Annotated in this window: 16 protein-coding genes; 5 read left to right on the top strand and 11 right to left on the bottom strand. The window is 66.0% G+C overall.

Annotated elements, in window-relative coordinates:
• Positions 1–9: 9 nt before the first annotated feature.
• The gene (locus ABH900_RS14695; RefSeq protein WP_429623792.1) at positions 10–339 is read right to left on the bottom strand and encodes a hypothetical protein; all 330 of its coding nucleotides are present in this window, start codon (positions 337–339) and stop codon (positions 10–12) included.
• A 577-nt stretch (positions 340–916) separates the two neighbouring features.
• Between ABH900_RS14695 and ABH900_RS14690 the strand changes: the two genes are divergently transcribed.
• The 4 genes from ABH900_RS14690 (at position 917) to ABH900_RS14675 (ending at position 4,070) form a co-directional block, all read left to right on the top strand.
• On the top strand, positions 917–1,423 hold the full coding sequence (locus ABH900_RS14690; RefSeq protein WP_429623790.1) for a hypothetical protein: 507 nt from the start codon (positions 917–919) through the stop codon (positions 1,421–1,423).
• A 15-nt stretch (positions 1,424–1,438) separates the two neighbouring features.
• Complete coding sequence (locus ABH900_RS14685; protein ID WP_429623789.1) at positions 1,439–2,842, top strand: XVIPCD domain-containing protein; 1,404 nt, start codon at positions 1,439–1,441, stop codon at positions 2,840–2,842.
• A gap of 81 nt (positions 2,843–2,923) precedes the next feature.
• Positions 2,924–3,700 carry a HipA family kinase gene (locus ABH900_RS14680; RefSeq protein ID WP_429623787.1) on the top strand — a complete coding sequence of 259 codons (777 nt, stop codon included), beginning with the start codon at positions 2,924–2,926 and terminating at the stop codon, positions 3,698–3,700.
• Positions 3,678–4,070: a DUF3037 domain-containing protein gene (locus tag ABH900_RS14675; RefSeq protein WP_429623785.1), complete on the top strand. Its 393-nt coding sequence runs from the start codon at positions 3,678–3,680 to the stop codon at positions 4,068–4,070. The genes ABH900_RS14680 and ABH900_RS14675 overlap by 23 nt, the downstream gene beginning before the upstream one ends.
• Positions 4,071–4,086: 16 nt before the next feature.
• Here ABH900_RS14675 and ABH900_RS14670 read toward each other — a convergent pair whose 3' ends face one another.
• From ABH900_RS14670 to ABH900_RS14660, 3 genes are all read right to left on the bottom strand, one after another.
• On the bottom strand, positions 4,087–5,517 hold the full coding sequence (locus ABH900_RS14670; protein ID WP_429623783.1) for a serine hydrolase domain-containing protein: 1,431 nt from the start codon (positions 5,515–5,517) through the stop codon (positions 4,087–4,089).
• A gap of 64 nt (positions 5,518–5,581) precedes the next feature.
• Complete coding sequence (locus ABH900_RS14665) at positions 5,582–6,082, bottom strand: DUF4952 domain-containing protein (protein WP_429623781.1); 501 nt, start codon at positions 6,080–6,082, stop codon at positions 5,582–5,584.
• Positions 6,083–6,133: 51 nt separating this feature from the next.
• Positions 6,134–7,039 carry a LysR substrate-binding domain-containing protein gene (locus ABH900_RS14660; protein ID WP_429623779.1) on the bottom strand — a complete coding sequence of 302 codons (906 nt, stop codon included), beginning with the start codon at positions 7,037–7,039 and terminating at the stop codon, positions 6,134–6,136.
• Positions 7,040–7,157: 118 nt separating this feature from the next.
• On the opposite strand from ABH900_RS14660, the gene ABH900_RS14655 reads away from it, so the two are divergent.
• Complete coding sequence (locus tag ABH900_RS14655; RefSeq protein ID WP_429623778.1) at positions 7,158–8,147, top strand: zinc-dependent alcohol dehydrogenase family protein; 990 nt, start codon at positions 7,158–7,160, stop codon at positions 8,145–8,147.
• 37 nt (positions 8,148–8,184) lie between these two features.
• On the opposite strand, the gene ABH900_RS14650 is transcribed toward ABH900_RS14655, so the two are convergent.
• The 7 genes from ABH900_RS14650 to ligA form a co-directional block, all read right to left on the bottom strand.
• On the bottom strand, positions 8,185–10,722 hold the full coding sequence (locus tag ABH900_RS14650; protein ID WP_429623776.1) for a membrane-bound PQQ-dependent dehydrogenase, glucose/quinate/shikimate family: 2,538 nt from the start codon (positions 10,720–10,722) through the stop codon (positions 8,185–8,187).
• 131 nt (positions 10,723–10,853) lie between these two features.
• Positions 10,854–13,568, bottom strand: coding sequence for a DNA gyrase subunit A (gene gyrA, locus ABH900_RS14645; protein ID WP_429623774.1), 2,715 nt, complete (start codon positions 13,566–13,568; stop codon positions 10,854–10,856).
• A 239-nt stretch (positions 13,569–13,807) separates the two neighbouring features.
• Positions 13,808–14,872, bottom strand: coding sequence for an S-methyl-5-thioribose-1-phosphate isomerase (gene mtnA, locus ABH900_RS14640; RefSeq protein ID WP_429623772.1), 1,065 nt, complete (start codon positions 14,870–14,872; stop codon positions 13,808–13,810).
• Positions 14,873–14,919: 47 nt separating this feature from the next.
• A complete protein-coding gene (locus ABH900_RS14635) occupies positions 14,920–15,651 on the bottom strand; it encodes a DUF3011 domain-containing protein (RefSeq protein WP_429623770.1) in 732 nt (243 codons plus the stop codon).
• A 136-nt stretch (positions 15,652–15,787) separates the two neighbouring features.
• Positions 15,788–16,744, bottom strand: coding sequence for an EF-P lysine aminoacylase EpmA (gene epmA, locus ABH900_RS14630; RefSeq protein ID WP_429623769.1), 957 nt, complete (start codon positions 16,742–16,744; stop codon positions 15,788–15,790).
• Entirely contained in the window at positions 16,741–17,226 is a 486-nt protein-coding gene (locus ABH900_RS14625) for an N-acetyltransferase family protein (protein ID WP_429623767.1), read from the bottom strand. Before ABH900_RS14625 ends, epmA begins: the two co-directional genes overlap by 4 nt.
• Positions 17,227–17,277: 51 nt before the next feature.
• Positions 17,278–19,749, bottom strand: coding sequence for an NAD-dependent DNA ligase LigA (ligA, locus tag ABH900_RS14620; RefSeq protein WP_429623958.1), 2,472 nt, complete (start codon positions 19,747–19,749; stop codon positions 17,278–17,280).
• Between the last annotated feature and the right edge of the window lie 121 nt (positions 19,750–19,870).

The raw sequence follows: 19,870 nt of genomic DNA, 5'->3' as shown, positions 1-19,870 counted from the left end.
GGCCTGGCACTACTGCTGGGCGTGCATGTCCCAGGTGGCCAGGTAGTCCGGATCGATCACGATCCCGCCGCTGCTGCGCATGCGGTACTCGCCCGGCGCGGCAGGCTGGTACTGGTCGAGCATCGGCGGCAGGTAGCGTTCATGGCCATCGTTGCCGTCGGCCAGCACCACGCCTTCGTCGACACTGATGCGCAGCACGGTGCCTGCGTACTGCTCCAGCCCCTGCACCTGGCCGTCGCCGCCGTAGCGGGTCACGCCCACCAGCACCACCTTGCCGATCATCTCCTCGACCTTGGCATCGTCCAGGGGCGGCAGCATGGGATTGAATTCGTCGCTCATCGGTGCACCTCCAAAAGCCTGCAGGAACATCGTGGACTAAGGCGCCCTGCACGCGCGGGGATCTCCGGCAGCATCGCTGGGCACGCTGGAAGCGGGCAGGTGTTTTCATTGTGGCGCCTACACCGAAGTGCCGGATCCGCAATGGGTGAATGTGGGCAGGTGCTGCGCACGGCGGCCATCCTTGCCGGCGAAGTGACCGTATCAGGCCAGGGTCAACACCACGCGTTGCATAGCATGCAGGGTGAAGCGTGACAGCTGCGCTGTAGCGGCATGACGGCCTCCTGTTGAAGGTCACACGCGGGGTTGATGCTCCGTGGAATCAGATGCTGCCATCGCCGGCGGAAGGGCGAAGTGAAGACTGCGCCTCACTTCCTCTTTCCACCCGTTTTCCTGCTGCTCGATTGCGCTTAACCTCTGCTTCACCCCGCCGGCCCTAGGGTCAGCCCTCAATCTGCAAGGAACGCACATGCCCCGGTACGCATTCATACGACCGTGGACCATCGCTTTGTCTGTGGCCGCGCTGAGCGCCTGCGCACATGCCGCCGACCGCACGCCGACTTCTCAAGGAACCGATACCATGCCCTCCTCCTTATCCGAGACCGCTGCGTCTTCCCCGCTCGATGCCAAGCAGTTGCTGCTGCGCCTGCTGGACCTGATCAAGGCCACGACGTCCACCCGCGAATTCACCGCCGAACGCCTGTCTGCCGCAATGCAGGCACCGGCGCAGACCTTCGGCCCCGGGCACTTCGGCTATGGCGGCACACTGACGCCGGAATGGGGCTACGGCCTGGAAGTGAAGCGGGCCGGCGCAGCCGATGCCCGGCTGGACCTGAACTTCATCGACACCAGCACCGACCAGAAGGCCTCGGCAGCACCGGTCTGCCAGATCGACTTCAACCAGTTCGCCTCGGCACTGGCTGCCGCAGGTTTCAAGCGCGAGACGGTGCGCGGCGAGCACGGCCGGGTGATCCATGAGCGCTTCAATCGACCGCAGCTGAGCATCAAGGTCGACACGATGCCCGGGAATCCCGATGCCAACGGCGACGCCACGCATGCCTGCGTGCGCCTCGTGACCGTGCAGTAACAGGGGGAGACATCAATGACGACCCTTTCAGCAGAGACGGAACGCCTGCTGGGCGAGTTCGCCGGCAAGCCCGACGTCACCACCGACCAGGTCGACAACCTGCGCAGGATCATCACCGAGTCCCCGGTCCTGGCAAAGCAGGTCGACGCCGCCATCGCGGCCGGACACCTGAAGCACTTCGAACTGCAGCCGGCCGCAACCAGCGCCGGAGGCACTTATCTCGGCGATACGAAGACGATCGCACTGCCTGCTGCCTCGCTGTCCACGCTGGATCCGGCGGAACTGACCTTTGTACTGGGCCACGAGATCCAGCATGGCTTCAACCATGCGGGTACCGAGCGCGCCGGCGAGCAGTTCGAAGCCGATCTTGTGGAGGTGGCCGGCCGTACCACCGGCCACGACTACACCCAGGCGATCAGCACCCTGCTGGCCGCCAACCGTCGCGACGAGGCCGCGGCCAACATCGAGGGCTGGAACGCGCTGGTCAGCCGGGTCCAGACGGCCAAACCGGAAGCGACACTGCAGGATCTGTACGACGCGAACACGCGATCGCATCAGTTCGTTCGCCTGCAGCCCGGCCCGCCGATCACCTATGCCGCCCATCCGGACCTGACGCTCAACGATGATCTGAGCATGACCGCGACGGCGGCCAACATCGAAGGCATGGGCAAGCACTACTACGACGAGGGTGTGACCTCACGACTGGGCCACAACAGCAACTCGGACTACCAGAACTACTACGGGGCCTACGCCATCGGCCGCGCCTGCGAGTACGAAGCGCTCAACCCGGCACCCGATGGCATCAGCCGGATGGAAGTGAACATGAAGCAGCTGGGCCTGCACGAAAGCCTGCTGGAACAGAATGGCCTGTATCTCGGCGAAGGTTCGCCGGCACGTCAGCCCTACTTCGATACCAGCACCTCGCCGTCCACGCTGCACTATTTCGACCACACCGACAGCACGCACGTCCACGTGCCCATCACCGCACAGGGTGACAGCGCGCCCGCGCCGCTTGCAGAAGGACGTGACCGTTCCCTGCATGAGCAGATCCGCGGCAAGGTGGCCGAACTGGACGCCGCCAATGGTCGCAGTTTCGATGCCTCCAGCGAACGCCTCAGCGCCAGCCTGCTGGTACTGGCCCGCGAAAACGGGCTAGACCGTGTCGACCATGTGGTGCTGAGCCGCCAGACGCCTGATGCCGCCGCCGCGCAGCACATCTTCGTGGTGAAGGGGCCGCTGGATGATCCATCCTCGCTGCGGGCGCACTCGCCCACCGTAGAGGCGGCGCAGCGCCCCGTGCAGGAAAGCCTGGACAACCTGGCCGTGGTCAACCAGCGGCAGGCCGAGCATGCCTCGCAGGAGCAGGCCCGCCAGCGCGAACAGGTGCAGGAACAGCAGCGCGGCGCGTTGTCGCACTGAGGAAAGAAGGGGGAGCCGTCGCGGCATTGCCCGGCGCTCCCGCCCAGGCACTCGACCTGGGCGCCACGCTAGAATGCGCCCATGCGCACCGTACATGCCCTCCGCTACATCACCCCTTTGCGGGAAGGCGGCTCCTTGCCCGCCGTGGTCGAGACCGACGACGACGGCATGGCCGTATTGAAGTTCCGCGGCGCCGGTCAGGGCCCCAAGGCGTTGATCGCCGAGCTGATCGCCGGCGAGATGGCGCGTACGCTGGGCCTGCCTATTCCGGAGATCCTGTTCGTCGAGCTGGACCGCGAGTTCGCCCGCACCGAACCCGACCCGGAGATCCAGGAGCTGATCCGTGTCAGCGAGGGCCTGAATCTGGGCCTGGACTACCTGCCGGGCGCGATCAATTACGACCCGGCAGCGATGCCGGTGGACGCCGACCTCGCCTCCCGCATCGTCTGGTTCGATGCGTTCACCAGTAATGTTGATCGCACCACGCGCAACCCCAACCTGATGGTGTGGCACCGCAGGTTGTACCTGATCGACCACGGTGCGGCGATGTACTTCCACCACGACTGGGCCAACGCCGGTGATGCCTGCGAGAAGCCGTTCGTGCTGATCCGTGACCATGTGCTGCTGTCGTTCGCCAGCCGCATCGGCGAGGTGGATGCCGAGCTGGCCGCACACCTGACCGATGCCGAAATCGAGCGCATCGTCGGCCTGGTGCCGGACAGCTGGCTGGTGGACGAACCGGCGTTCGACAGCCCGCAGGCCTATCGCCAGGGCTACATCGACTACCTCAAGCACCGTCTGAAGGTGCGTGCCGTGTTTGTGCAGGAGGCCATCCGTGCCCACGCTGCACACGTATGACTATGCGGTCATCCGCGTAGTGCCGCGGGTGGAGCGCGAAGAGTTCATCAACGTCGGAGTGATCGTGTCCTGTCCAGGTGCACGGCATCTGGAAGCGGCCATCGAGATCGATCCGGCGCGCCTGTACGCCTTCGCGCCGGCTTTGGATCTGGAGGCACTGCAACCGTGGCTGGATGCGATCGTGGCAATCTGCCGTGGCGATGCCACCGCTGGACCGATCGCGCAGCTGCCGGCGCGCGCGCGCTTTCATTTCCTCACCGCCAAGCGCAGTTCGATCGTGCAGATGTCGAGCACGCACGTCGGCCGCACCGCCGATCCGGCCGGTGTGGTGGAACACCTGATGACGAGGATGGTGCGGGTACCGGAATGACCGATACCCGTCACATTTACAACGGCAACCTGCGCGCGATGTAGTTGACCACGTTGCCGATCGCATCCGGATCGACATTGGCCAGGCCAACGACCACATAACCCTGCGCAGGCATCACCACGATGGCACTGTTCGACCCAGGCGCACCGCCTTCGTGGCCGTACTGGTGTTCCCTGCCCTCGCCCTGCACCACGAAGCCAAAGCCATACCAGCGCTTGTGGTTCTGTGCTGTGGTGGCCTGCTGCAGCAAGCGCGGCGAGACCAGTTTTCCGCTGCGCAGCGCCTCGGCGAATTTCAGCATGTCGGTGGTCGTACTGTAACCGCCGCCGGCGGACATGCCGCGCCAGGGCAGCGACTTCGTTTCACGCGTCCATTGCCCATTCGTCTTCGTATAGGCGACGGCACGCTGCGGCACCTTCACCGCTTCCGGCACGAAACCGGTGCCGCTCATGCCAGCCGGATGCAGGATGTGGTCTTCCACATAGGCGTAGTACGACTGCCCGGATACGACCTCGATGATGCGCCCAAGCACGATGAAGCCGTAGTTGGAGTAGCTGTCCTGGCTGCCGGGCGTGAACTGCGGTGCATCCTTGGCGAAGCGCTGCACGTAGTCGTCCAGCGTTTTCAGCGAGGCCGAATACTGGTCGAAATCATCGCCAAAGAAATCGCCGAGGCCACTGGTATGGGTCAACAGTTGGCGAACGGTCACCTCATCGGCGACGGCCTTGTTCGGGTAGTCCTGCAGGCGCTTGCCGATCGTATCGTCCAACCCCAACTTGCCGGCCTGCACCAACTGCAGGATCGCAACTGCGGTAAACATCTTGTTGGACGATGCCAGCCGGAAGCGCGTATCCGCCCCTACCGGAATCCCGTCTTCTCGATCCGCCTCGCCACCCCGCCAATCCAACAGCACCTTGCCATTGCGCGCCACCAGCAGCGCTCCCGACAACGCGTCCTGAGTACGCAGCACCTCCAGCTTCGTCCTGACGTCAGCCATCAGGGCCGCCAACGCAACGCGTTTCGGCTTGTACTTGTCTGGTGTTTCGGTGCCTTCGATCTGAAACAGCTTCAGGTGCGCCGGACGGTCCGGGTCCATATCCGCCGTTACCCACATCGCGCGTTCGTTCAGCTGGCCCATCACCAGCAGCTTCGCGCGACCGGGCGCGCTCTCGCGTTTTTCCAGCACGCGCAGCGGGCCGGCACTCTCACGTAACTCGAGATAGTCCTTGGGACCGCTGCCCTCCTTCTTCGCATACCTGTCGGCGAATGCCTGCAACGCATCGAGGCTGCCTGCGTTGAAGGCAACAAGCCAGTCATCGATGGCGTCCTGCGCATGCGGATGTGCACGCTCGGAGGCGGTTGCGGCAACTGCAAGAGAAACCGGCGCGCCCATCAGAACCGGGCAGGCCAGCGCAGTGCAGAGAAGCAGACGTTCGACAGCCCTCATCGCAGTTCCTTTGCCGAGATCCCTGTACGCATCCTAGACCAAGGATCCGCCCGCCGCATCCACGCTACGGGCTCTGCCGCAGCACCTCAACCGTGACGTTGAACGCTTCGATGCGCTGCCACTCATCCCGTGCATGCGGCAGCGATTCCACGCCCATGCCGATCTGGTACCTCACCGTATCCGGACCTTCGCGCCAGGTGTATGGCGCGCCATTGCTCCAGCCACAGCAGGTGTAGCGCAACATCGGCATGCCGAACATCGCATGCAGATACGCTTCGACCTGCTCGGCCCGGGCGCCTGCAACGCGGTAATGGGCTTCCATGGGTTTGATGTAGGACGCGTCGTCCTGGCGGCAGCCCACGTACTCCAACCCTGCAGGCTTGCGCCCCATCGCCTGCAGGAAATCCTGGCATTGGGTATCGGGTCGCGCCAGGCCGTCGGCGCGCCCCTGGACCTCCCACTCGGCCAGCGCCTGCGCAGGGGGCGGCTCTGCGGCCTCGCTGCCGCCGGACAACGACGCCAGCAGCAGAAAGCCGGCGGCTTGCTGGAACAGCAGAAAAGACATCACAGGGCGATCCTTCGCAGGTAGTCGAAGAAATGCTAACCGATGCCCGCGCTACCGCCGCGCCATGCTCTGCTCGCTGAAGCGCGCCACGCAGAAATCCAGGAAGCTGCGCAGCTTGGGCGTCAACTGGCGGTCGCGCGGGTACACCAGATTGATCCAGGTCGACACCGGCACGAACGTCGGCAGCACTTCCACCAGTTCGCCGCGCGTGAGTGCGGCTGCCAGCATTTCGTACGGCTGCAGGATCAGCCCCAAGCCCCCCACCGCTGCTGTCAACAACGGCTCGGCCTGGTTGACCATGAAGCGGCTGGACACCGGCACGCTCAATACGCTGCCATCGGGATCGCGGAAGCTCCAGCGGGTGCGGATGATCGAATGCGCAAAGCCCAGGCACTCGTGCCGGCTCAGGTCGCTCGGATGGGCAATCGGCGGACGCGACGCCAGGTACGCCGGCGCCGCGCACAGTACCAGCGGATACGGACCCAACCGTCGCGCCACCAATCCGCTGTCGGCCAGGTCACCTGTGCGGAACACCAGGTCGTAGCCTTCTTCGACGATGTTGACCAGGCTGTTGGACAGATTCAGATCGACCTGCACGTCCGGATAGTCCTGCATGTACGCCACCACCGCCGGGCCCAGTGCATGCACGCCGAAGGTGACCGGTGCACTGATGCGCAGGCGCCCCATCGGCCGTCCGCGAGCCACCTCGGCCAGCTGCTCGGCACCGTCCACTTCCTCCAGGATCACCCGCGCCCGCACCAGATAGGCCTGGCCGAAATCGGTCAGGCTCTGCTTGCGCGTGGTGCGGGTGAGCAGGCGCACCCCCAGATGCTGTTCCAGCGCCTGGATATGCTTGCCGACCAGCTGCGGCGACAGGTCCAACGCGTCGGCGGCGGCGGCGAACGAGCCGACCTCGGCCACCTTGGCGAAGGTCCGGAGGGGAGCGATCAGGTCCATTGCAAACGAATATTTTCCAATGAAACGCCAGATTACCCCTTATTCTGGATGCAGACCACGCGCATAGTGGCCGCCACTTTCCCGCCGGCCCGATCGCCGGCCCTTCCCTGGAGCCCCCATGAGTCAGGTTGTCCGCATCCACGAATATGGCAGCGCCGAAGTGCTGCGCATCGACGAGATCGACGTTCCCGCCCCCGCCGCCGACGAGGTGCAGATCCGGGTCAAGGCGATCGGCCTGAACCGCGCCGAGGTGATGTTCCGCAACGGCGCGTACCTGCAGCAGGCGCAGTTCCCCAGCCGACTGGGATACGAAGCAGCTGGGGTGGTCGAAACGGTGGGCAGCGCCGTCAGCGGTTTCGCCGCTGGCGATGCGGTCAGTGTGGTGCCGCCGCTGGATATCGCCCGCTGGGGCACCTATGGCGAACTGGCCAACGTGCCGGCGCGGCTGGTGGTCAAACATCCGACGTCGCTGGGCTTCGAGCAGGCCGCAGCGGTATGGATGCAGTACGTCACCGCTTGGGGCGCGCTGCTGGAGCAGGCGAAGCTGGCTGCCGGTGACTTCGTCATCATCACTGCCGCCAGCAGCAGCGTCGGCCTGGCCGCCATCCAGATCGCCAACGCCGTGGGCGCCACGCCCATCGCGGTCACCCGCGGTGCCGGCAAGCGCCAGGCCCTGCTCGATGCCGGCGCGGCCCACGTCATTGCCACGCAGGAACAGGAACTGGCTGCCGAAGTGGCACGCATCACCGATGGCGCCGGTGCCCGCGTGGTGTTCGACCCGATCGGCGGCCCGCAGTTCGTGCCGCTGACCGAGGCCATGGCCCGCGGCGGCATCCTGCTGGAGTACGGCGCGCTGAGCAGCGAACCGACCCCCTTCCCGTTGTTCAACGTGCTGGGCAAGTCACTGACGTTGAAGGGCTACCTGTACTCGGAAATCGTCTCCGACGATGCGGCGCTGGCCCGTGCCAAGGCCTTCATCGTCGACGGCCTGGACAAGGGCGTGCTGGTACCGATGATCGCCAAGGTGTTCCCGTTCGCACAGATCCAGGAGGCACACCGCTACCTGGAATCGAACGAGCAGATCGGCAAGGTGGTAGTAGCGGTGTGATCCGACGTCATGCAATGGGGGCGGCCGATGGCCGCCTCTATTTCCGCCCTGCCGGCAGCGCGTAGGCCATCACGTAATCACCCTTCGGGGTTTCCATGAAGTGGTGGCCGCCGGCCATGATCACCACGTACTGACGGCCGCCCTGTTCGTACACCATCGGGTTGGCCTGCCCGCCCGCTGGCAGCTTGGCGTGCCACAGCTCCTTGCCGGTCTTCAGATCGATCGCACGCAGCAGATCATCGGTGGCGGCGGCGACGAAGATCAGGCCACTGGCGGTGATCACCGAACCGCCGTTGTTCGGCGTACCGATCTCGATCGGCAGGCCGGAGCGGATGCCGAACGGTCCATTGCCACGCGCACTGCCGAATGGGCGGTCCCACAGCAGCTTGCCGGTGCGCAGGTCGATGGCGCGGATGCCGCCATAAGGGGGCTGCTTGCACAGCAGACCGGTAAACGGCAGCCGCCAGCCGGCATTGACCTGGATGCCATACGGCGTGCCTACCTGCGGATCACCGGCGCCTTCGCCAGCGCCCTTGTCAGCGCGGATCTTCTCGCGCGGCAGCCAGCCCAGCCGGTCGGCCTCGGCACGGGGCACCAGCCGGTTGTAGTTGGGCATGTCGTTGTAATTGGCCACGATCACGCCACGGCGCGTGTCGATGGACACGCTGCCCCAGTCCGAACCGCCGTTGTAGCCCGGGTACTGGATGGAGTGGCGGCCACTGCTCGGCGGCGTATAGAAGCCTTCGTAATAGGCCTTGCGGAACTGGATGCGGCAGACGAGCTGGTCGATCGGGGTCAGCCCCCACATGTCGCGCTCGGTCAGGTCATGCTCGCGGCGCAGCGTGTGGTACAGCGAGAACAGCTGGGTGGGCGAACGCTGCTCGGGCTCGACGCCACCGACGGGCACCTTGCGCTCTTCCGCTGCACTCAGCAGTTGGCCATTGCGGCGGTCGAGAATGTACAAGTCGCCCTGCTTGGTCGGCAGCAACAGCGCCGGCACCTTGCCGGCGGCCGTCGGGTAATCGATCAGGCTGGCCTGCGATCCCAGATCGTAGTCCCACACATCCTTGCGTACCGCCTGGAAGTGCCAGGCCGGCTTGCCGGTGGCCACGTCGATCGCCACCAGCGATGTCGAATAGCGGTTCTGGTTTTCGGTGCGCGAGCCGCTCCAGTAGTCGCCGGCGGAATTGCCCAGCGGCAGGTAGACCAGGCCCAGCGCATCATCGCCGGTGGCGATGGTCCACATGTTCGGCGTGCCGCGCGTGTAAGTCTGTTCGCGCGGCGGCAGGCCATTGCGATCGGGCTGGTCCATATCCCAGGCCCAGCGCAGTCTGCCGGTGACGGCGTCGTAGGCCTGGATCACGCCCGAGGGCGCGTCGCGGCGCTGGCCATCGAGCACCTGGTGGCCGGTGACGATCACACCGCGCACGATCGCCGGCGGTGAGGTGATCGAGACATAGCCCGACGGCACCTCGCCCATGCCCAGGGTGATGTCGACCTGGCCATTGTTGCCGAAATTGGCACACGGGCGGCCGCTGTCCGCATCCACCGCGATGATGCGGCCGTCCAGCGTGCCTTCGATGACGCGTGCCCAGCATGCGGGACGGCTGCCCGGCGCGGCGCTGCGGGTAACGCTCGGCGGCGGCTCGGGCAAGGCCAGATCGGCGGCGACATCGGCCAGCGCTGCATCGGCGATCGTCGGCATGCTCGGCTGCTCGTAATAGCTCACGCCCCGGCAGGCAGCGGTATACGGAATCGAGGCGTCCTTCACTTTCGGATCGAAGCGCCACAGCTCCTTGCCACTGCCGGCATCGAGCGCGATCAGGCGATTGCGTGCCGTGCACAGGTAGAGCCGGTCACCGACCTTCAATGGCGTGGTTTCCGCGCCCCAGCGCTTCTTTGGCAGGTCGCCGGTCCGGAACTGCCAGGCCGGCTGCAGTGTAGCCACATTGGCCGGGGTGATCTGCTGCAACGGCGAGTAGCGGGTGGCCGCATTGCTGCGGCCCCAGGCTGGCCAATCACCGTCAGCCGGCTCGTCGGCCGGCTGCAGGCCGGTGGTGTCACGGGTCGGCTCCAGACCGGCACCCACCGCACCTTCCGGGAACGGCTGGTGCCCGTCCACTTCGCCATGCGGTGCGAACGCCAGGCCGAAGGCCACCACGAACACGAGCATCAGCACGCCGGCAACGCTGCGCGACAGGCGTCTGGATACCGGCGCATGCAGGGTCGGCGCCATCAAGGCGAGCACGATGCCCAGTGCGGTCACCAGGCCCAGCCGAGGCACCCAGCGCCAGTAGTCGCTGCCCGACTCCCACCAGGCCCACAACAGCGTCCCGACGAACACCAGCGCGTACAGCAGCGCGCCATTGCGGCGGTTGCCGAACAACAGGATGCCGCTGGCCAGCAGACCGAACCCGGCGATGACGTAGTACGCCGATCCGCCAAGGCTGAGCAGCCACGCACCCAGACCACCGATGACCAGGCCGAGTACAACCAGCAGCAGCGACAGTACGGTGACCAGGGGATGGCGGGGCGCGCGGACAGGAGCAGGAGCGGACGGCGGCGTGGCGGACATCGTCGATCTCCGGGGGCAGCATGCGCCGTTATCCCACCGCCGACGTGAAGCGCGCGCGTATGTATTGCATCCGGATACGACGACGCCGGCACAAGGCCGGCGTCGTCGGGTACCTCAACGTGGTGACAGGATCACTCCTGCACAGCGTCCTCGTTGCCGGTGGCCGCCGGGGTGGCTTCGGTCGCGGCCGGGGCAGCGGCAGCCACCTCGTCCTCGTCCTCATCGATCGAGGCATCCATGCGCTCCACCGCCTGCAGCTTTTCGTCCTTGGACAGACGGATCAGGGTCACGCCCTGGGTGTTGCGGCCGACGCGGCTGATTTCCGAGCCACGGGTGCGCACCAGGGTGCCGCCGTCGGAGATCAGCAGGACCTCGTCGCCGGAGCCCATCAGCACCGCGGCAACCAGCTTGCCGTTGCGCTCGGTGGTCTGGATGCCGATCACGCCCTGCGTGCCACGGCCCTTGCGCGGGTAGTCCGGCAGCGGAGTGCGCTTGCCGTAGCCGTTCTCGGTGGCGGTCAGGATGTACTGAACGCTGGCGTCATCGGCGCCGTCGATCACCGCATCGCCATTGGCCGCGGATTCCTCGACACCGTTGTCGTCCTCGTTCTCGTCCTCGATGCCACCGGCACTTTCGGCCACGATCAGGCTGACCACTTCCTCGCCGGCCGGCATCTTGATGCCGCGCACGCCAGTGGCGGTACGGCCCATCGAGCGGACCTTGTCCTCGCCGAAGCGCACGGTCTTGCCGTTGGAGGCAAACAGCAGGATGTCGCGCTCGCCATCGGTCAGGCCGACACCGACCAGGGCATCGCCCTCGTCGAGGTTGATCGCGATCTTGCCGCGGGCCAGGCGGAAGGCGAATTCGCTCAGCGGCGTCTTCTTCACCGTGCCGTTGCGGGTGGCGAAGAACACGAACTGGCCGTCGGCGTATTCGCGCACCGGCAGTACGGCCTGCACGCGCTCGCCCGGTTCCAGCGGAATCCAGTTGATGATCGGGCGACCGCGGGCGTTGGAACCGGCTTCGGGCAGCTGGTACACCGGCAGCCAGAACACCTTGCCCGAACTGGTGAAGGTCAACAGTGTGTCGTGCGTATTGACCAGCCACAACTGCTCGATGAAATCCTCTTCCTTGGTCGATGCTGCGCTGCGGCCGCGACCGCCGCGACGCTGGGCACGGTACACGCTGACCGGCTGGCGCTTCACGTAGCCGGCGTGGGACACGGTGACCACCACGTCTTCCGGCGCGATCAGGTCGAGGATGTCCAGATCTTCTTCGCTGTGGCGGATCTCGGTACGGCGCTCGTCACCGAATTCGGCCTTGACGTTGAGCAGCTCTTCGCGGATCACCTGCAGCAGGCGGTCGGGATCTTCCAGGATGTGGATCAGCCCGGCGATCACTTCCAGCAGCTGCTTGTATTCCTCGGTCAGGCGGTCCTGCTCCAGCCCGGTCAGGCGGTGCAGGCGCATTTCCAGGATCTGCGTCGCCTGGATCTCGGTCAGCTGGTAGCCGCCCTCGATCAGGCCCACGCCCTTGGGCAGGTCATCGGGACGCGAGGCCTCGGCACCGGCGGCGCCGAGCATCGAGCCGACCAGGCCCGGCTCCCACACGCGTGCCAGCATGCGTTCGCGCGCTTCGGCCGGGTTCGGCGAGGTCTTGATCAGTTCGATCATCTCGTCGATGTTGGCCAGCGCGACGGTCAGGCCTTCCAGCACGTGGGCACGGGCGCGCGCCTTGCGCAGCTCGAACACGGTACGGCGGGTGACCACTTCGCGGCGGTGACGGACGAACGCCTCCAGCATCTGCTTGAGGTTCATCAACTGCGGGCGGCCATCGACCAGCGCCACCATGTTGATGCCGAACACCGATTCCATCTGCGTCTGCTGGTACAGGTTGTTCAGCACAACCTCGGCAGATTCACCGCGCTTGATCTCGATGTAGATGCGCATGCCGTCCTTGTCGGACTCATCGCGCAGCTCGCTGATGCCTTCGATCTTCTTTTCCTTGACCAGCTCGGCGATCTTCTCGATCAGACGCGCCTTGTTCACCTGGTAAGGAATTTCAGTGACGATGATCGATTCGCGGCCGTTGTCGGCCACTTCGATATCGGCCTTGGCACGGATGCGCACGCGGCCACGGCCGGTGCGGTAGCCGGCGACGATGCCGGCGGTGCCATTGATGATGCCCGCGGTCGGGAAATCGGGACCCGGGATGTACTCCATCAGGCCGTCGACATCGATCTCCGGGTTGTCGATCAGCGCGATGCAGGCATTGATCGATTCGCTCAGGTTGTGCGGCGGGATGTTGGTCGCCATGCCCACCGCGATACCGGCCGAACCGTTGACCAGCAGGTTCGGGAACCGGGTCGGCATGACCGTCGGCTCCAGTTCCTTCTCGTCGTAGTTGGGCTGGAAATCGACGGTTTCCTTGTCGATATCCGCCATCAGCTCGTGCGCAAGGCGCGACATGCGCGCTTCGGTGTATCGCATCGCCGCGGCGGAGTCGCCATCGATCGAACCGAAGTTACCCTGGCCATCGACCAGCATGTAACGCAGCGAGAATGGCTGTGCCAGGCGCACCAGCGTGTCGTACACCGACTGATCGCCATGCGGGTGGTACTTACCGATGACGTCACCGACGATACGCGCCGACTTGAAGTAGGGCTTGTTGCTGTGCGCGTTGAGTTCATTCATCGCAAACAGCACACGACGATGCACCGGCTTGAGGCCATCGCGCGCATCTGGCAGCGCGCGGCCCACGATCACGCTCATGGCGTAATCGAGGTAGCTCTTGCGCATCTCGTCTTCCAGGTTGACCTGGATGATTTCCTTGGCGGTTTCTGCCATTCGGGTTCCGTTGTCTGGTAGCGGTCCAGTCCGGCGCAGCCCTCTGCGGGAGGGGGTCGTGCCGGAACCTCGATTCAACCGGTGGATACTACCACAACAGGCGGTTTCCCGCCTCCCTTTACGGGGATTTTACCGGCACAAATCAGGAACTTAGGGAAAGGCTGCCGGCAGGCGACCGGCACTACCGAGGGCTGGGGTCAGAGCCCTTTCCTGCGGAAAGGGATCCGACCCCGCGTGCCTCAGCCACCGAAGGCGGCGCGCATGTTCTCGACGGTCGGGTTCAGGATCACGCCGCGTTCGGTCACGATGGCGTCGATCAGCTCGCCCGGGGTGACGTCGAACACCGGGTTCCAGGCCGCGATGCCCTCGGCTACGGTGCGGGTCCCGCCCACGCCGTACAGCTCGCCCGGGTCACGCTGCTCGATCTCGATCTGGCTGCCGTCGACAGTGTCCATGTCCACCGTCGAGGACGGCGCCACGACCATGAACCTCACGCCGTGATGGCGGGCGGCGATGGCCAGCTGATAGGTGCCGATCTTGTTGGCGGTATCGCCATTGGCGCAGATGCGGTCCGCGCCCACGATCACCCACTGCACGGCACCGGTCTTCATCAGGTGCGAGGCGGCCGAATCGGCGATCAGGGTGGCATCGATGCCGTCCTGCTGCAGCTCCCACACGGTCAGGCGTGCGCCCTGCAGCCACGGCCGGGTTTCGCCGGCGAACACGCGGGCAATGCGGTGCTGGGCCATGCCGGCACGGATCACGCCCAGCGCGGTACCGAAGCCGGCGGTGGCCAGCGATCCGGTGTTGCAGTGGGTCAGCACGCCGCTTCCGGCGTCGATCAGGCCTGCGCCCAGCGCCCCCATGTGACGGTTGGCGGCCAGGTCTTCCTCGGCGATGGCCTGCGCCTCGGCTTCCAGCAGCGCCTTCCAATCGGGGCCGGCGACCGTCAGGCAACGGCGCATGCGCGCCAGTGCCCAGGCCAGGTTCACCGCGGTCGGGCGCGAGGCGTTCAGGCGCTGCAGGGCCGGCTCCAGCTGCTGCAGGGCGTGCGCGCCGTCGGCGGCCTGCAGATCACGCGCGGCCAGCACCACACCCCAGGCGGCGGCAATGCCGATGGCCGGCGCGCCACGCACGGTCAGCGCGTGGATGGCGGCGGCAACCTCGTCACTGTCATGGCAGGCCACGTGCTCGACCACGAACGGCAGCTTGCGCTGGTCCAGCAGTTGCAGGGCATCGCCGGTCCACAGGATCGGGCGGATGTGGTCGTAGCGGGCGTAGTCGATGTCGGAGGCAGTGTTCATGGGCCCATTGTAGGGCCACCTCCTGCAGGGTTGGAGCCTGCTAGGGCTCAATTCACCGAGAATTCGGCGCGGCAGCCGCCGTCCACCCAGATCCCGTTGCGGCTCCAGCCCCAGGTGCTGCCTTCCTCGCATGGCGTGCTGGACAACTGCTCGGACACCACCGCACCCACGGAGATGCTGGCACCGCAGAAGCGCCGTTTCTTCGACTTCGATTCACAGGTCAGGCGACGCGGCATGTCGACGAAACGGCCGTCATCATCGGCCACTTCGAAGTCCCCCTGGCAGCCACGACTGGTCCAGACTTCATTGCGCTTGTAGCCCCACCCCTGCCCTTCGCGGCACGGCAGTACCGAGAGCTGGCGCAGCAGTCGCACGGGGGCGCCATCGAGGCGGACCGGGCAGCTCTGCGGGCGCCCATTGGATTCACAACGCACCACGCGGCGGACCAGGCGCTTGCCAGTGCCGTCGACCGGCACGCTCGCACCCGCCGCGCGACGGGCGCGGAATTCAGCACGGCAGCCCAGCGTGACCCACACGCCACTGCGGTCGGTACCCCACTCGCTGCCGCGGATGCAGCTGTTGCTGGACAACTGGCGCACCAGGTCGACGCCGTTGGCAACGTCGATATCGCAGTGCACCCAGCCCATGTCACGCGATTCGCACGTCACAACTTCACCGTCATAACCCACGGACTGGGCCGACGCTGATGACGGCAGCCAGGCACCCCAGAGCGCAATGGAGTACACCGGTGCAGCAACGACCGCGAACCACTTGACCAAAGCCTTCCCCGACAGGAATGGATGAACTGCATGCCAGTGTCCGGCATTGGCCGTGATAAGAGCATCATCCTGCTTACCGACGCAAGCGCGTAAAACCGGCAATCCGTTCAGTCTTCGATGTTCAGAAACGCGACGCTCAGGCGTGGGCGAAGTCGAACGCCAGCACATCGGCAATGCGGGGCGTGCGGTTCATCGCCATCAGCAGACGATCGATGCCCACCGCAACGCCCGCACACGCCGGCAGCGCTGGCAGTGCCGCCAGCAACGCCTCATCCAGCGCCGGCTGCACCTGTCCGCGTTCATGCCGACGCTGCTGGTCACGCTGGAAGCGTGCACGCTGCTCCTGCGCGTCATTCAGTTCGTGATAGCCATTGGCCAGCTCCACCGACCCCAGGTACAGCTCGAAACGTTCGGCCAGCGGCGGCGTGCCGGGGCGGATACGCGCCAACGCCGCCTGGCTGGCCGGCCAATCGTGGACCACGGTCATGACCGCATCATCGAAATGCGGCTGGATGCGGTGGGTCATCAACAGATCCAGCCAGTCGTCACGGGTCAGTCCCACCGGATCGATGTGCACCTCGCCGAGTGCGGCACGTAGCGCAGTCTCGTCGGCGTCGAAGGGGTCCACGCCCACGTGCTGCTGGAACAGTTCGCGATAACTCACGACCTGCAGGGTCGCGTTGCGTCCGACCAGGGCCAGCGCCTGGCCGACCAGCGCGGCGGTTTCCTGCACCAGGCGATGGTGATCCCAGCCGACGCGGTACCACTCCAGCAGGGTGAATTCCGGGTTGTGGCGGCCACCGGCCTCACCATTGCGGAATACCCGGCCCAGTTCATAACAGTCGCCAACACCGGCGGCGAGCAGGCGCTTGAGCGGATACTCCGGCGAGGTACGCAGCCAGCGGCGGCGTCCACCTGCATCGACATGCCCGGTGAAATCCGTATGGAAGCTGTCGATGTTCGGCTCGGTATTGCCGGCCACCGACAGGATCGGCGTTTCCACTTCCAGCACATCGCGCTCGGCAAAGAAGCCGCGTACCAGCGTGTTGAGCGCAGCGCGCTGCTGCAATGTGCGCAGCAGATCCGCGCTCACAGGATGCCCTCCGGGCGCGGATGGTCCAGCGGCAGGGTCAGCAGGTCGCGGGTGTCATCGATGTAGCCGCTGGCCAGGTACAGGCGACGGGCCAGCTCGTTGTGATGGTTCACTTCCAGCCGCAGGCGGCTGACGCCACGGCCGCGCGCACGTTGCTCGCAGATGGCCAGGGCCTGCTTGCCGCGCCCACGACCGCGCGCGCGATGGGCCAGGTACAGCTCATCGAGCAGCATGAAATGGCCGCCCTGCTCCAGGCTGAAGCCCATCGCGATCACCGCGTAGCCCACCACCTCGCCAACCTCATCCAGCCACAGCAGCACTTCGCCATTGCGCGGATCGACCAGCAGTGCATCGACGCCGCGACGCACGCGTGCGTCATCGAAATCGATCTTGTCTTCGGCATAGAACTCGCGCATCAACGCGATCAACAGTTCCTCGTCGGCACGCGTGGCCAGGCGGAAATCCAGCGGAGCGGTCTGCATCGGTGTTCCTTTTGTGCTTCATGCCGGGTGCGACGGCACCCGGCGGGGTCATCATTCGTGTTCGGCGAGATAGGCCAGCAAACGGTCCTCATCCCACACCGGCACGCCCAGCGACTGCGCCTTGTCCAGTTTGGAGCCGGCCTCGGTACCGGCCACCACGAAGCTGGTCTTCTTCGAGACGCTGCCCGAGACCTTGGCGCCCAGTGCCTCCAGGCGCTCCTTGGCGGCATCGCGGGTCAGCTGGGCCAGGGTGCCGGTCAGCACCACGGTCTGCCCGTCCAGCGGACCGGCGACGATCTCGGCCAGCGCCGGCGCCTTGGCCAGCAGCAGCTTCATCGCCTTCTCGGCCGCCAACAGCATCGCGCCGTGGCCATCGGCGTCCAGCCACTCGGCCAGACCACGCGCGGTGTCATCGGGCAGGCCGGCGTTGACGAATTGGCCATGCTCGGCATCGAGCACCGCCTGCGCACCCGGAAGCACGGCCACCAGCTTCTCCGCGCGCAGGCGGGTAATGCCGGGAATTTCCGATTCGACCAGCAGCTGCGCCAGATCAAGGCCCTCGCGCAGCCTGGCGCTGGGCGCGTGCACATCACTGATGCGCACCTGGCCGACCTGCAGCAGGTCGTCGATGGCCTGCTGGTTGCCCTGCTGTTCGAAGAAGTGGCCGAGCGAACGCGCCACTTCACCGCCGATGTCGGGCACGCGCTTGAACAGCGGCCACGGCAGGTGGCGGATCAGTTCCAGGTCACCGAACCACTGCGCCAGCGCCTTGGCGGTGCTCTCGCCCACGTGTTCGATGCCGAGTGCGAACAGCAGGCGCTCCAGTGTGGCGGCACGGCTGGCGTCGATCGCCGCGATCAGGTTGTCGGCCCACTTGGTGGCGATCTTCTTCGTGTTCCATTCGAAGCGGGCCGGCTGCCCCAGCGCCTGCGCGCGCCAGCCCGGATCGTTGCCGTCCAGCTTGAGCACCGCGTTGAGCACCGCACCACTGCCTTCGGCGGGCAGGTGCAGTTTCAGCGCAGCGGCCAGCGCCGAAGGGTCTTCGGCATCCAACACCAACTTCAGGTGCAGCAGTTGGTCGCGGTTGAGCCGGTACAGGTCGGCCACGCTCTTGACGATGCCGGCATCGACCAGGGTCTCGATGTACTTGTCACCCAGGCCGTCGATGTCCATCGCGCGACGCGAGGCGAAATGCGCGATGGCCTCCTTGCGTTGCGCCGGACAGGACAGCTCGCCCGAACAACGCCACGCGGCCGCGCCTTCCTCGCGCACGATCTCCGAGCCACACACCGGACAGCGCGTCGGCATCTGCCACGGTGTGGTGCCCTGCGGGCGGCGGTCGAGGATGACGCTGACCACTTCCGGGATCACATCGCCGGCACGCCGTACGATCACGTTGTCGCCAACGCGCACGTCCAGCCGCGCGATCTGGTCGGCGTTGTGCAGGGTCGCATTGGAGACGATCACGCCGGCCACCGCCACTGGCGCCAGCCGCGCGACCGGGGTGGCCGCACCAGTACGGCCGATCTGGATCTCGATCGCCTCCACCGTGGTGCTCTGTTCCTGCGCCGGGAACTTGTGCGCGATCGCCCAACGTGGGGCACGCGAGACGAAACCCATCGCCTGCTGCCCGGCACGGTCGTCCAGCTTGTAGACCACGCCGTCGATATCGAACGGCAGGTCGTCGCGGCGCTGACCGATATCACGGTAATAACCGAGCAGGCCATCAGTACCTTCCACCACTTTGCACAGTGCACTGACCGGGAAGCCCCAGGCACCGAGCTGCGCCAGCGTGCCCGAATGGGTATCGGGCAGCTCGCCGCCCTGCACTTCGCCGGTGCCATACGCGAAGAAGCTCAGCCTGCGCTGCGCACTGATCTTCGGATCGAGCTGGCGCAGCGATCCGGCCGCGCCGTTGCGCGGATTGGCCAGCACCTTGCCGCCCTGCAGGCGCGCACGTTCGTTGTAGGCCTCGAAGTCGGCGCGGGCCATGTAGACCTCGCCGCGCACTTCCAGCACGTCCGGCCAGTCCTTGCCGTGCAGACGCTTGGGAATGTCGCCGATCTCGCGCAGGTTGGCCGTCACGTCCTCGCCAGTACTGCCATCGCCCCGGGTCGCGCCCAACACGAAATGGCCCTCTTCGTAACGCAGGCTGATCGCCAGGCCGTCCATTTTCGGTTCGGCCGAGAACTGCAGGCTGCGACGGCCGAGGCGCTCGTCGATGCGGCGCACGAAATCAGCCACTTCCTCGTCACTGAAGGCATTGGACAGCGACAGCATCGGCACCGCATGGCGCACCTCGGCGAAGCGACCGGATGGACGCGCACCGACCTGCTGGGTCGGGCTGTCGGCGCGCGCCAGTTCCGGATGCTCGCGCTCCAGTGCTTCCAGCTCGCGCACCATCCGGTCGTAGTCGACGTCGGGGATCTCCGGCGCATCCAGCTCATGGTAGGCGTGGTTGGCCTGGGCGATCTGCCGGCGAAGGTCTTCGGCGCGTTCGGCGGGGCTGGGGCTCATCGGGATCGGGTGCTTCTGGGATGGCCGGGGATTCTACCGCGCCCGGGCGCCAGGCCCTGTAACGCCCCGCCCTTGCAGAGTCGAGCATGGCTCGCCTCCACAAACGGCGAGCTTGCCGCGCGCCACC

Origin of the sequence: Stenotrophomonas sp. AN71 (assembly GCF_050435725.1) — a bacterium.
Lineage (GTDB): Bacteria > Pseudomonadota > Gammaproteobacteria > Xanthomonadales > Xanthomonadaceae > Stenotrophomonas.
This window is presented reverse-complemented; position numbering and strand designations above follow the sequence as displayed.